This is a genomic window from Streptomyces sp. NPDC053542 (assembly GCF_044544685.1).
In the GTDB taxonomy this organism is placed as follows: domain Bacteria; phylum Actinomycetota; class Actinomycetes; order Streptomycetales; family Streptomycetaceae; genus Streptomyces.
Window position 1 is genome coordinate 98,392 of record NZ_JBITXL010000002.1, and the last position, 13,603, is coordinate 111,994.

The window sequence follows — 13,603 nt, forward strand, 5'->3', positions numbered from 1 at the left end:
GGACGAGATCGCCCGGCTCATGCGCGCGGGCCGAGATCACTCCCGATCCACACGAGGTCAGCCACGGGGCAAAGAGCCCAGACAACGACAAATCCCCACGATCTCAGAGAAACCGTGGGGAAATGGTCCGTGTCCGAGGGGGACACGACCCATACACACATGCCGCTGCTACACGGCAAGCTACAGCTGACACAGTGCACAATCACTGCGCCGCCCACGCGCAGGTCCTGTCCAGCTGCCCATCCCGGCTCGCCCAGGTTGCAATTGGCGCTCCCGCCTGCCTATCCACCGCGCAGAGCCACAGAACACCGCGGTCGGTCGGCTACCCGGCCTTGGACCGGGGAGAGGAAGTCGAAGGCAGCCTTTGTTGTGATTGGCAGGCCCATCGGCTCTGCAGTCGGTCGCTCAATGGGATCGCCGACGGCAGAAGCGGGCCACACCTGTGTGGGCGCGCGGGGAGCCTCTCCAAGTCGACGTGACGACTCCGCCGCACCGCCACCGTCTCACCCCCTCGCTGACCAGCGCTGTACTGCGGTCCCGTCAAGCTTCCCTTCACCCATGTGTGTGACGGGAGTTAGGGTTGTTGCGCGACATCGCACGGACTGCAGTTGATTGTGTTACGGGGGAGTTGACGTGGGCCACCGGCCGACGGACTGGCATGTACTGGACATGGAGGAGGACCCGACCCCCGGTGATCCGGACCGGGTACGCCAACTCGCCCGCGAGCTCCACGCGTTCGCCGAGGACGTCGGTACCGCGCTGCGGCAGATCACCAGCATGGCCTCCGAGGACGCGGTCCTGAAGTGGTCCGGCCGCTCCGCGAAGAAGTTCAAGGAGGAGTTCGACGGCGTCCCAGCGAACCTGCGCAAGCTGCGGACCTCCTACGACCTGGCGGGCGATGCCATCGCCGCGTACTGGCCCAAGCTCGAACGGGCCCAGTCCCTGGCCGACCGGGCCCTGAAAAAGGGCCGCGAAGCCCGCGCCGACCTCAACGCCGCCCAGGGACGGCTGGACTCCGCCACCGACTGGGTCAAGACCGCCACCTCCCAGACCAAGGCATACGACCACGCCAAGGGCCCCGAGGCGCCGGACGAGTCCAAGGTCCGCGCCGCCACCCGCAACGCCCAGCAGGCCAACTCCGCCCGCAGCGACGCCCAGGGTGCGGTCGACACGGCCCAGTCCGCCCTGGACGCCGCCAAGGCCATGGCCGCCGAGGCCAAGGAACTGCGCGAGGACGCCGCCCGGGAGTGCAAGGCCAAACTCGACGAAGCCTCCGACGCCGGCATCCAGAACCGCCACTGGTGGGAGGAGGCCACCCACTTCGTCACCGACAACTGGGACGCGATCGTCTCCGTCTGCAAGATTGTCGTCACCGTCGTCGGCGTCGTCGCGATGATCATCGGCGGTCCGATTCTCGGCGCCATCGTGCTCGTCGCGGCACTGGTCGTGCTCGCCGACACCCTCATGAAATACAAGGACGGCAAAGCCAGTCTCTTCGACGTCGGCATGGCCGCCCTGGACTGCATCCCGGGCATGAAGGGCCTGACCACGCTCGGTGGCGCCGCCAAGGGCATCAAGGCCGCGGCCAAGGGTCTGCGCGCCGGCGGGCTGCGCAACGCCCTGCGCTCCGGCAAGGACCTGCTCAAGAAAGCCAAGCCGGCTAAGGCCCGGTGCAAGAACGGCGACCCGATCGACATGGTCTCCGGCGAAATGCTCATGGAGGAAACCGACGTCGTACTGCCGGGCGTACTGCCGCTCGTCCTGCAGCGCACCCATCTGTCGACCTACCGCTGGGGCCACTACTTCGGCGAATCCTGGGCCTCCACTCTCGACCAGCGCCTGGAACTCGACGCCGAAGGGGTGGTCTTCGCCACCGAGGACGGGATGCTCCTGGCCTACCCCGCTCCCCAGCCCGGCCACCCTGTCATGCCCGTAGCAGGGCCGCGCTGGCCGCTGGAATGGGACGAGACGTCCACCGGCCTGTTCACGATCTCCGACCCGGGCTCCGGCCTCACCCGTCGCTTCGCTCCGCCCCCGGAGATTCCTGAACTGCTGAGCCGCGCCGATGTTCCAGAGCAGGTGACGCTGCTTCTTCAGTCGATCACCGACCGGAACGGCAATGAGATCACCATCGAATACGACTCCGTCGGCATACCGGCGGCGGTGCGGCACACCAGCGGTTACCACATCGCCGTCGACACCGCCGACCACCGAATAACCGGCTTCCGCCTGCTGAGCTCGGGCGAAGGCTCCGACGACACCCACATTCTGCGGTACGCCTACGACGGCGACGGCAATCTGACCGAGATCTACAACTCCTCCGGCCTGCCGTTCCAACTCACCTACGACGACGAAGCCCGCATCACCTCCTGGACCGACCGCAACGGCTGCTGGTACCGCTTCACCTACGACACCGACGATCGCGTCGTGCGGGGTGAGGGAGTGGGCTCCATCCTGAGCTGCGCGGTGATGTATGACACCGAGAACAACACCACGCGATACCGCAACTCGCTGAGCCAGGTGACCACATACGAGTACAACGATCGTCTGCAGCTTGTCGCAGAGACCGATCCACTCGGGAATGTCGTGCGGCAGGAATGGGACGAGTACGACCGGCTGCTGTCCCAGACCGACGCCCTCGGCAACACAACCAGCTACCTCTACAACGCGGCCGGCAACCTCACGCGCCTCACCCGCGCCGACGGCAGAGTAGCCGAGGCCACCTACAACGACCAGGGCCTGCCGATCGAAAGCGTCGACGCCGACGGTGCAATCTGGCATCGTGAATACGACTCCGGCGGCAACCTCACCACCCTGGTCGACCCGACCGGTGCGGTGACGCGTTATGCATACACCCTTACTGGCCATCTGGATACGATCACGGACGCGCTGGGCCACACCACCGACATCAGGTGCAACCCGAGCGGGCTCCCCATGGAGATCACCGACCCGCTGGGTGCCGTCACGCGCTACGAGCGCGATGCCTTCGGCCGCCCGGTATCGATCACAGGCCCAACCGGCCCTGCAACTCACCTGGAATGGACTGTCGAGGGCAGGCTGGCCCGGCGCGTCGATTCCACCGGCGCGGAGGAGAAGTGGACGTATGACGGCGAAGGTAACTGCACCAGCCATACACATCCCACTGGGAACATATCCCACTTCGGGTACACCCACTTCGACCTCCTAGCCTCTCGAACCGACCCCGACGGAGCGCGTTATGAGTTCGATTACGACACCGAGCTGCGCCTCACTCGCGTCACCAACCCGCAGGCTCTGAGCTGGGATTACACCCACGATGCGGCCGGGCGTCTGATAGCTGAGAGCGACTTCGACGATCGGCGCGCCACTTACGAGCGCAACGCCGCTGGCAGGCTCACCGCCCGCACAACCCCGCTGGGAGAGACCATCCGCTACGAGCGGGATGCCCTCGGCAATACTGTCCAGAAGGACTCCGCAGGCGCGATCACCGCGTACGCTTACGACCCGGCCGGACGACTTGTCTCGGCCATCGGCCCAGAAGCCGAGCTGCACGTCGAGCGTGACGCCCTGGGGCGCGTTCGCACAGAAACCCTCAACGGCCGCACCACGCGCCACGACTACGACCTCCTCGGACGTTCGATACGCCGTGTCACCCCGTCCGGGGCGATCTCGAAGTTCGCCTACGATGCGGCTGGTAACCGGACGTCCGTGACCGCCGCGGGCCGCAGGTTGAAATCCACTTTCGACGCCGCCGGACACGAGGTGCGACGGTCCGTCGGGGAGGTCGCGCTCGACCAGGTCTGGGATCCGGCAGGACGCCTCACGTCCTTGTCGGTGGCCGGCATTGAGCGGGCCCACTCCTACCGCGAGGACGGTCACCTCGTCAGCATCGACGACAACCTGAGCGGCTCGCGCCACTTCGACGTCGGCCCGACAGGGCGAGTGACGGAGGTACAGGCCGCCGACTGGACCGAGCAGTACGCCTACGACACCGCCGGCAACCAGATGTCTGCCGACCTTCCCTTGTCGGCGGACGAGGCAGGCGCACGCTCCTACACCGGTACGCGTCTGCTGAGTGCGGGCCGAAACCGCTATGAACACGACGCTGCTGGACGTCCCACCGTCCGCACCCGAACGACCCTCTCGGGCAAGCGCGAGACCTGGCGCTACACATGGGACGCCGAGAACCGTCTCACTGCAGTGACCACCCCGGACGGTGCCCGATGGCGCTACGTCTACGACCCTCTGGGTCGACGAATCGCCAAGCAGCGTCTCGACGACGCCGACCACACCGTCGAGCAGGTGGACTATGCCTGGGACGGCGGCACCCTCATTGAGGAGACCGCCACCGTCACCGACACCCCGCATGCAGTCACCCTCACGTGGGACCACAACGGCGTTCACCCCATAGCCCAAACCGAGCGCATCACAGACGCAACATCGCAGAGTGAGATCGACACCCGCTTCTTCGCCATCGTCACCGACTTGGTGGGCACGCCCACCGAACTGGTCGACGAAACGGGCGAGATCACCTGGCGCAGCCGCTCCACACTATGGGGCACCACCGCATGGAACCGCAGCGCCACCGCTTACACACCGCTACGCTTCCCGGGCCAGTACGCCGACCGCGAGACCGGTCTCCACTACAACGTCCACCGCTACTACGACCCTGCCACGGGCCGCTACCTCACTCCCGATCCCCTCGGCCTCGCCCCTGCCCCCAACCCGATCACCTACGTCGACAACCCGCACACCTGGGCCGATCCGCTGGGCCTGGCGCCTACCGGGTGCACCGACAAGGGCGGATGGTACGGCGGCATGACCCCGGCCCGCGAAGGCAACGAGATCAACCACATACCGGCCAAGGCCGCCTACAAGCACCTCTCCGATCCAAGACTCACGCCGCATATGGGACCCTCCATCCGCATGGAGAAACCAGATCACAGGGTGGTGAGCAGCACCGGTTCCACCGCTGAAGCCAAAGCATGGCGCCAGCAGCAACGCGATCTCATTGACGCGGGTCGCTTCGATGAGGCCATGAAGATGGACATCGACGATATCCGTGAGCTCTTCGGGGCAAAGTACGACCAGCACATCGCAGATATGGTTGATAGCCTTCCACAGAACAAGGCTCTCCAGGAAGTGCTCAGCAGCAACGGCTGGAGCATCAACTACGACCTGCTCAAGTGAGGGGCGATAATGCAGCTGGATCTCAACCCGCCCATCGGCGCCGGCCCTTTGCGCTTCGGCATGCCGATCGCCGAGGCCACAGAGCTTGCTTCCGTGTGGGGCGAGGCAAGGAAGGCTGGGCCTACCCGGGGACGTACGGCGTTCAAGGTATTGATTGTTCATCCCGAGTTCGAAATAGTCCTCGCGGCGGAAGACGGGAAGTCTCTAACCGCAATCGAAGCTTGGCGCTTTGAAAACGACGAGGCCGATGTGCGCGTGGAGTTCAACGGAATGGACATCTTCCGCACCCCGGCACGTGACCTCATCCAGCGCATCAGCGAAGCCGGACACGAGTCGGAAATCGGCGACAACGAGGAAACGATTTACCCGGATCTGGCGCTGGCGCTTTCTCGCGAAACGAGCCGCGAAGTGCCACTCGACCCCCACGACGGGCTTCCCCTGTATGTCCACTACGCTCTCGTGGCGCCCAGCGGCTATTTCGACTGACATCCGATTGCTTCGGTAAGCCCTGAACTTCGGCTACGGCGTTCAGCGGACACGCCCGGCTGGAGCGCGAGCTGGGCGTGCAGCTCTTCCACCGCAGCGCCCACCGAGTCACGGCAGGAGAGCTGACGCCGGCGATCCTATCCGTCTACCGCGAGCTGCGTCCGGACGTCCGGCTGGAGTTCATCGAGCTGACCATGGTCGACCAGCTCGACAAGCTGCTGGCGGACGAGGTGGACGTCGCGCTCGCCGCTGCGCCCTTCGAGGAGGACTGGGTCAGGCTGCGGCCGATCTTCTTGCCGGAACCGTCGCCGACGCGCTGCAGCGTGCCGAGCGCCCCGACAAGGTCCGGCTCCACGCCGAGCTCGGCCTACAGCTCGACTACCACCACGTACAACGCAAAGTGCTGGTCGGGATCGCTCCCGGCCAGCACTTGTGTGGTGAAAGATCTGTGTCCGAGGGGGGACTTGAACCCCCACGCCCGATAAAGGGCACTAGCACCTCAAGCTAGCGCGTCTGCCATTCCGCCACCCGGACTAGGTGTCGTCGGCGCGGGGCTTGCCCGCGGCGACATGGACAACAATACCAAGGTTTCGGGGTGGGTTTCACACCCGTATGCGGGGAGACATAAGCGGGGGTTATGGGTGGTCGATGCGGGGCTGGAGGGTGGGGGGTTAGGGGTTTGGGCTGGTCACGAGGGGTGTGGGGTGAGGTGCGGATTGTGATGGAAGGGTGTGGGGATGGAGGGAGGGCTAGGTGAGGGGGGTGGGGGGTTGTGGGGGTGTGAGGTGGTAGTGGGGGAAATTTCCTGGGAGGGGGGTTTCGGTGGGTGAGCCTTCGGTTACGGCGTGGATCAGGAGGGGGCCGCCTACGAAGGCGCCGCGCCAGGAGGTGCCGGTGCCGCCGAAGAGTTCCGCGCGGTCGCCTCGGGAGCGGGGGCGGTTGTGGCCGGTCTTGAAAGCGCGGATCTGAGGGGCCAGGCGGGCGTACGTCGCCGGGTCGTCGGTGGAGAGGGTGGCGACGAGGGCGCCGTTGGAGGCGTTCATCGCGGCCAGGAGTTCCGCCTCGGTGTCGACCAGGACGATCGTGTCGACGGGGCCGAAAGGCTCGGCGTGGTGGAGGGGTGAGGACGGGGGCGGGGCGAGGAGGGTCGTCGGGGGGAGGTAGGCGGCGGTGTCCTGGGACGGGAGGAAGCGGCCTTCGGCGAGAGAGCCCCGGTGGAGGGGTACGGCGCCGCGGGCGATCGCCTCGGTGGTGAGGTCGGCGAGCTCCTTGGCCTTGGCGGCGTTGATCAGTGGGCCGTAGTCGAGGGCGGGGAGCGGGTCGGTGGGGTCGGCGACCGCCAGGGGGTGGCCGAAGCGGACGTTCCGTACGGCCGGGAGGTACGCGGCCAGGAAGTCGGCGAAGGCGGAGCGCTGGACGACGAAGCGGGGGTAGGCGGTGCAGCGCTGCTTGGCGTACTCGAAGGTCTTGGAGAGGAGAGGGGTGAGGGCGGGCCAGTCGGTGTAGTTCCACAGGCCCCAGGTGTTGAGGCCCTCCTGCTCCAGGATGTGGCGTTTGCCGAGGTCGGCGACGGCCGTGGCGATGCGCGCGCCGGCGTCGCGGCCGCCCACGAAGGAGACGCAGCCGATCTCCGGCGAGCGGACGAGGGCAGGCGAGAGCTCGCTGCCGGACCCGCTGACGAGGGAGAGCGGCACACCCTCACGGCGGGCCAGTGCACAAGCCAGGGTGAGGCAGGCCACGCCGCCGTCGGTCGGGGTCTTGCCGATCACGGCATTGCCTGCCAGTGCTTGTACCAGCATCGCGTGAACGAGCACGCTCATCGGATAGTTCCAGCTGGCGATGTTGCTCACCGGGCCCGGCAGCGGCGAGCGGTCGGTGATCATGTGATCGACCTCGTCGACGTACCAGCGGACGCCGTCGATCGCCCGGTCCACGTCCGCCTGGGCGAGTTTCCAGGGCTTGCCGATCTCCCATACGAGGAGGAGCGCGAGCAGCTCCCGGTGGGCGGCGAGGGCGTCGAGGGTGGCGGCGATACGGGCCTTGCGTTCGGGCAGCGGTATGTGGCGCCAGGCGCGGTGCTGGTCGAGAGCCGCGCGTACGGCCCGGGCCGCGTTGTCCGCGGTCAGGCGGGGCGGTCCCGCGATGGGGGTGATGTTGTCGACGGGGCTGGTCGCGGGGAGTGGGGTGCCGTCCGCGTGCCAGGTGGCCGCCCAGAGGTTCAGTACGCGGTCGTCGTGGAACGCCTCGGGGGCCGCGGTCAGGCATCGCGCCCAGGCGTCGGGCCAGGCTGTGCCCGGTTTCAGGGAGAGGGGGGAGGGAGGGGAGGCAGTGGTGGGGGTTCGCTCCCCTTGCGATGGCTTCGATTGCGGTGGCTTCGATTGCGGTGGCATCGATTGCGGTGGCATCGGTTGCGGTGCCTGGGTTCCGGTCGGTTCTGGCGCCCGGGTTCCGGTCGGTTCCGGCGCCTGCGTTCCCGTCGGTTCCGGTGTCGGCGGCGGCGTCGGTCCCGGTGTCGGCGTCGGTTCCGGTCGCGGCGTCGGTTCCAGTGTCGGTGTCATCGCAGGTCCTCCCACTGTTCGCGTACCAGGCGTGCCGTTTCCGTGGGGGTGGTGCCGACGCGTACGCCCGCCGCTTCCAGTGCGCGGCGCTTGCCCGCTGCTGTACCGGAGGAGCCGGAGACGATCGCGCCCGCGTGGCCCATCGTCCGGCCTTCGGGGGCGGTGAAGCCCGCGATGTAGGCGACGACGGGCTTGGTGACGTGGGCGGCGATGAAGTCGGCCGCGCGTTCCTCCGCGTCGCCGCCGATCTCGCCGATGAGGACGATCAGCTCGGTGTCGGGGTCGGCCTCGAAGGCGGTGAGGCAGTCGATGTGGCTGGTGCCGATGACCGGGTCGCCGCCGATGCCTACGCAGGTCGAGAAGCCGGTGTCGCGGAGTTCGTGCATGAGCTGGTACGTGAGGGTGCCCGACTTGGACACCAGGCCGATGGGGCCGGGCTGCGGCGCGATGTCGGCGGGGATGATGCCCGCGTTCGACTGGCCGGGGGTGATCAGGCCGGGGCAGTTCGGGCCGATCACGCGGGTACCGCGGCGGCGGGCGTGATGCTGGAAGGCGACCGCGTCGTGTACGGGGATGCCCTCGGTGATGAGTACGGCCAGGCCGATGCCCGCGTCGGTGGCCTCGGTGACGGCTGCCCTGGCGAACGGCGGCGGTACGAAGATCACGGACACGTCCGCGCCGGTACGGTCTACCGCTTCGCGCACGGTCCCGAAGACGGGGACGGACCGGTCGTCGAGCTCGACCATGCGGCCGGCCTTGCGCGGGTTCACACCGCCGACGATCTCGGTGCCGGCGGCAGACATCCGGCGGGTGTGCTTCATGCCTTCGGCGCCGGTCATGCCCTGGACGATGACCTTGCTGTCCTTGGTGAGGAAGATTGCCATGAGTACGCGCCTCCTGGGGCGTCGGTACATGGGATGCGGTACGAGGACGGCTGTATACGAGATTCGGGATTCGGTATGCAGAGACCGGAGGCCCTGAGGACCGGGCTCAGGCCCCGACGCTCGCCGCCAGTTCCGCCGCCCGCTTCGCCGCGGCGTCCATCGTGTCCGCGCGGTGCAGGAGTGGTTGGGGGTACTCGTCCAGTACCGCGCGGCCGCGTTCGGCGTTGTTGCCGTCGAGGCGTACGACCAGGGGTTTGGTCAGGTGTACGCGCTCCAGGGCCGCGACGATGCCGTGCGCGACCGCGTCGCATGCGGTGATGCCGCCGAAGACGTTCACCAGGACCGAGCGCACGGCCGGGTCGGCCAGTACGACCGTCAGTGCGTCCGCCATGACCTGGGCCGACGCGCCGCCGCCGATGTCGAGGAAGTTCGCCGGGCGGGCGCCGCAGCCGGCGACCACGTCGAGTGTGGACATCACCAGTCCGGCGCCGTTGCCGATGACGCCGACCTCGCCGTCGAGCTTGACGTAGTTGAGGCCCTTGGCGGCCGCCGTGCGTTCGAGATCGTCCGCTGGAGACTCCCCGGCTCGCCCGACCCCGCCGGCTCCCTCAGCTACCCCGGCTACCCCGAGTGCCGCGTCTTCGGGGTACCCGTCCCCGTACTCCTCCCCCACTCCCCAACGCGTCTGCCGGTACCGCGCGTTGTCGTCCAGCGTCACCTTCCCGTCCAGCGCCACGATCGCCCCATCGGCCGTCCGCACGAGCGGATTGACCTCGACGAGCAGGGCGTCCTCGGCGGCCATGACCTGCCAGAGCGCGCGCAGGGTCGGGACGACGTCGGGCGGCAGGTGTGCCGCGTCCGCGATCCGGCGGGCGACCGCCTCCGTCACGCCCTCCCCCGGGTCAATGGGAACGCGGGCCACCGCGTCCGGACGCGCGGCGGCGACGTCCTCGATCTCCATGCCGCCCTCGGCGGACGCGATGGCCAGGAACGTTCCGCCGGCCCGGTCGAGGACGTATGAGACGTAGAACTCCTCGTCGACGTCGACCGGTTGGGCCAGCATCACCGCTCGCGCCACATGACCCTTGATGTCCATGCCGAGGACCTGGCGTGCCGTCAGCTCGGCCGCTGCTGGGTCCGCGGCCATTTTCACGCCGCCCGCCTTGCCCCTGCCGCCCGTCTTGACCTGGGCCTTGACGACCACCCGGCCGCCGAGGCGGGCCGCGGCCGCGCGGGCCTCGGGGGCGGTGCGGGCCAGCTCGGCCGGTGGCACCAATACGCCGTAGGAGTCGAAGAGTTCTCGTGCTTGATGTTCGAACAGGTCCATGCCCGCTCCTTGTGTCGATCGGAGGATCGATCTCTGCACGCCCCCTGGACATCGATCAGCCGATGCGGGATAACAAGGTTCATACAGTATTCGTCGACTGTATGCAATCGACCGGCCAACAGCCGAACCTGCCTCCCCCTACCTCGGCTTGAGCCAGTACGGCACGGTCGCCGACCCCTACGAAGGGACGCGTTTCACCATGCCCGACGACAACCAGGACCCCCAGGACACACAGGACCTCATCTCCGGCGGGCACTTGGTCGCCAAGGCGCTCAAGGCGGAGGGCGTCGACGTCATCTACACCCTCTGCGGCGGCCACATCATCGACATCTACGACGGCTGCGTGGACGAGGGCATCGACGTCGTCGACGTACGGCACGAGCAGGTCGCGGCGCACGCCGCCGACGGGTACGCGCGGATCACCGGCAAACCCGGATGCGCCGTGGTCACCGCAGGGCCCGGTACGACCGACGCGGTCACCGGCGTTGCGAACGCCTTCCGCGCCGAGTCGCCGATGCTCCTGATCGGCGGGCAGGGCGCCCATACGCAGCACAAGATGGGGTCGCTGCAGGACCTGCCGCACGTGGACATGATGACGCCGATCACCAAGTTCGCCGCCACCGTGCCGGACACGGCGCGCGCCGCCGACATGGTCTCGATGGCGTTCCGGGAGTGCTTCCACGGCGCGCCCGGGCCGTCCTTCCTGGAGATACCGCGCGATGTGCTGGACGCGAAGGTGCCGCGCGAGAAGGCCCGGGTGCCGAAGGCGGGGCAGTACCGCGCCTCGACGCGTACGGCGGGTGACCCGGAGGCCGTCGAGCGGCTGGCCGATCTGCTGGCGCACGCGGAGAAGCCGGCGATCCTGCTGGGCAGCCAGGTGTGGACGACCCGCGGGACCGCGGCCGCGGTGGAGCTCGTGCGGACGCTGAACGTACCGGCGTACATGAACGGCGCGGGGCGCGGCACGCTGCCGCCCGGCGATCCGCATCACTTCCAGCTCTCGCGGCGGTATGCGTTCGCCAACGCCGATCTGATCGTGATCGTCGGAACGCCTTTTGACTTCCGTATGGGGTATGGAAAACGCCTCTCCCCCGACGCCGCCGTGGTGCAGATCGATCTGGACTACCGGACGGTCGGGAAGAACCGCGACATCGATCTGGGCATCGTGGGCGACGCCGGGCTCGTACTGTCGGCCGTCACCCAGGCCGCGTCCGGGCGGCTGAACGGCGGGGCCGGCAAGCGCAAGGAGTGGATCGAGGAGCTGCGGACGGCGGAGCGTACGGCGCTGGCGAAGCGGCTGCCGCAGCTGCGCTCGGACGCCGACCCGATCCACCCGTACCGGCTGGTCAGCGAGATCAACGACTTCCTGACGGAGGATTCGATCTACATCGGGGACGGGGGCGACATCGTCACCTTCTCCGGACAGGTCGTGCAGCCCAAGTCGCCGGGGCACTGGATGGACCCGGGGCCGCTGGGGACGCTCGGCGTCGGCGTGCCGTTCGTCATGGCGGCGAAGAAGGCGCGGCCGGACAAGGAGGTCGTGGCGCTCTTCGGGGACGGCGCGTTCTCGCTGACCGGGTGGGACTTCGAGACGCTGGTCCGCTTCGACCTGCCGTTCGTCGGGATCGTCGGCAACAACTCCTCGATGAACCAGATCCGTTACGGGCAGCGCGCCAAGTACGGGGACGCGCGGGAGCGGGTCGGCAACACCCTCGGGGACGTGCCGTACGACCAGTTCGCGCGGATGCTCGGCGGTTACGGCGAGGAGGTGCGCGATCCGGCGGACATCGGGCCGGCGCTGCGGCGCGCCCGGGAGTCCGGCAAGCCGTCGCTGATCAACGTCTGGGTCGATCCCGACGCGTACGCCCCCGGAACCATGAACCAGACCATGTACAAGTGACCGGATCGTGTACAAGTGAGGTGACTGCGCTGTGACACGTCACGGTGGGACCAAGGCACTTGAGGGCATTCGTGTCCTCGACATGACACATGTCCAGTCCGGCCCGTCGGCCACGCAGCTGCTCGCCTGGCTGGGCGCGGACGTGGTCAAACTGGAGGCGCCGAGCGGTGACATCACCCGCCGGCAGCTGCGCGATCTTCCCGACGTCGACTCCCTGTACTTCACGATGCTCAACTGCAACAAGCGGAGCATCACGCTCAACACGAAGACGGAGCGCGGTAAGGAGATCCTGACCGAGCTGATCCGGCGCTCCGATGTGATGGTGGAGAACTTCGGGCCGGGCGCGGTCGACCGTATGGGGTTTACCTGGGACCGCATACAGGAGATCAATCCGCGGATCGTCTACGCCTCCATCAAGGGGTTCGGTGAGGGGCCGTACACCAACTTCAAGGCGTACGAGGTGGTCGCCCAGGCCATGGGCGGGTCGATGTCGACCACGGGCTTCGAGGACGGTCCGCCGCTCGCCACGGGCGCCCAGATTGGCGACTCCGGGACCGGGATCCACGCCGTCGCGGGCATTCTCGCCGCCCTCCTCCAGCGGGAGAACACCGGTCGCGGGCAGCGCGTGAACGTGGCGATGCAGCACGCCGTACTGAACCTGTGCCGGGTGAAGCTGCGGGACCAGCAGCGCCTCGCGCACGGGCCGCTCGCCGAGTACCCGAACGACGACTTCGGGGACGAGGTGCCGCGCTCCGGGAACGCGTCCGGCGGCGGACAGCCCGGATGGGCCGTCAAGTGCGCGCCGGGCGGGCCGAACGACTACGTGTACGTCATCGTGCAGCCCGTCGGCTGGCAGCCGATCACCGAGCTGATCGGCCGCCCGGAACTCGCGGACGATCCCGACTGGGCGACGCCCGAGGTACGCCTCCCCAAGCTCGGGAAGATGTTCCAGCTGATCGAGGAGTGGTCCTCGACGCTGCCCAAGTGGGACGTGCTGGAGCGGCTGAACGCCCACAACATCCCGTGCGGCCCGATCCTCTCCACCAAGGAGATCATCGAGGACGCGTCGCTGGTCGCCAACGAGATGGTCGTCGAGGTCCCGCACCCCCAGCGCGGCACCTTCACCACCGTCGGCTCGCCCCTGAAGCTGTCCGACTCCCCCGTCGACGTCGAGCGCTCACCGCTGCTCGGCGAGCACAACGAAGCGGTGTACGTCGGCGAGCTGGGGCTGGGCGACGAGGAAGTGGCACTGCTCAAGGCGAACGGAGTGATCTGACCG

Annotated in this window: 8 protein-coding genes and 1 tRNA gene; 5 read left to right on the top strand and 4 right to left on the bottom strand. The window is 67.9% G+C overall.

Annotation, left to right across the window (positions count from 1 at the left end):
* The first annotated feature begins 633 nt into the window (after positions 1 to 633).
* The 3 genes from ACIGXO_RS04730 to ACIGXO_RS04740 all read left to right on the top strand — a co-directional run bounded on the left by ACIGXO_RS04730 (position 634) and on the right by ACIGXO_RS04740 (position 6,140).
* Positions 634 to 5,169: an RHS repeat-associated core domain-containing protein gene (locus ACIGXO_RS04730; RefSeq protein ID WP_399780236.1), complete on the top strand. Its 4,536-nt coding sequence runs from the start codon at positions 634 to 636 to the stop codon at positions 5,167 to 5,169.
* Between the two features lie 9 nt (positions 5,170 to 5,178).
* On the top strand, positions 5,179 to 5,655 hold the full coding sequence (locus tag ACIGXO_RS04735; protein ID WP_399780239.1) for a hypothetical protein: 477 nt from the start codon (positions 5,179 to 5,181) through the stop codon (positions 5,653 to 5,655).
* Positions 5,656 to 5,732: 77 nt separating this feature from the next.
* Positions 5,733 to 6,140: a LysR substrate-binding domain-containing protein gene (locus ACIGXO_RS04740; RefSeq protein WP_399780242.1), complete on the top strand. Its 408-nt coding sequence runs from the start codon at positions 5,733 to 5,735 to the stop codon at positions 6,138 to 6,140.
* Here ACIGXO_RS04740 and ACIGXO_RS04745 read toward each other — a convergent pair.
* From ACIGXO_RS04745 to ACIGXO_RS04760, 4 genes are all read right to left on the bottom strand, one after another.
* Positions 6,105 to 6,189 (bottom strand) — tRNA-Leu (locus ACIGXO_RS04745). The genes ACIGXO_RS04740 and ACIGXO_RS04745 overlap by 36 nt on opposite strands.
* 215 nt (positions 6,190 to 6,404) lie before the next feature.
* The gene (locus ACIGXO_RS04750; RefSeq protein WP_399780245.1) at positions 6,405 to 8,045 is read right to left on the bottom strand and encodes an aldehyde dehydrogenase family protein; all 1,641 of its coding nucleotides are present in this window, start codon (positions 8,043 to 8,045) and stop codon (positions 6,405 to 6,407) included.
* Positions 8,046 to 8,209: 164 nt separating this feature from the next.
* On the bottom strand, positions 8,210 to 9,097 hold the full coding sequence (sucD, locus tag ACIGXO_RS04755; protein ID WP_399780248.1) for a succinate--CoA ligase subunit alpha: 888 nt from the start codon (positions 9,095 to 9,097) through the stop codon (positions 8,210 to 8,212).
* A gap of 106 nt (positions 9,098 to 9,203) precedes the next feature.
* Complete coding sequence (locus ACIGXO_RS04760; RefSeq protein WP_399780251.1) at positions 9,204 to 10,424, bottom strand: ATP-grasp domain-containing protein; 1,221 nt, start codon at positions 10,422 to 10,424, stop codon at positions 9,204 to 9,206.
* 199 nt (positions 10,425 to 10,623) lie between these two features.
* Between ACIGXO_RS04760 and ACIGXO_RS04765 the strand changes: the two genes are divergently transcribed.
* Both ACIGXO_RS04765 and frc read left to right on the top strand, forming a co-directional pair.
* A complete protein-coding gene (locus ACIGXO_RS04765) occupies positions 10,624 to 12,324 on the top strand; it encodes a thiamine pyrophosphate-binding protein (RefSeq protein ID WP_399781911.1) in 1,701 nt (566 codons plus the stop codon).
* 31 nt (positions 12,325 to 12,355) lie between these two features.
* Positions 12,356 to 13,600 (top strand): formyl-CoA transferase, encoded by a 1,245-nt coding sequence (frc, locus tag ACIGXO_RS04770; RefSeq protein WP_399780254.1) that lies wholly within the window; start codon positions 12,356 to 12,358, stop codon positions 13,598 to 13,600.
* The last annotated feature ends 3 nt before the right edge of the window (positions 13,601 to 13,603 follow it).

Excerpts from the sequence above, each read along its gene's own strand:
- ACIGXO_RS04750 (WP_399780245.1), bottom strand. The coding sequence starts at position 8,045 with ATGCCACCGCAATCGAAGCCACCGCAATCGAAGCCATCGCAAGGGGAG.
- ACIGXO_RS04760 (WP_399780251.1), bottom strand. The coding sequence starts at position 10,424 with ATGGACCTGTTCGAACATCAAGCACGAGAACTCTTCGACTCCTACGGC.
- ACIGXO_RS04765 (WP_399781911.1), top strand. The coding sequence starts at position 10,624 with ATGCCCGACGACAACCAGGACCCCCAGGACACACAGGACCTCATCTCC.
- sucD (WP_399780248.1), bottom strand. The coding sequence starts at position 9,097 with ATGGCAATCTTCCTCACCAAGGACAGCAAGGTCATCGTCCAGGGCATG.
- ACIGXO_RS04735 (WP_399780239.1), top strand. The coding sequence starts at position 5,179 with ATGCAGCTGGATCTCAACCCGCCCATCGGCGCCGGCCCTTTGCGCTTC.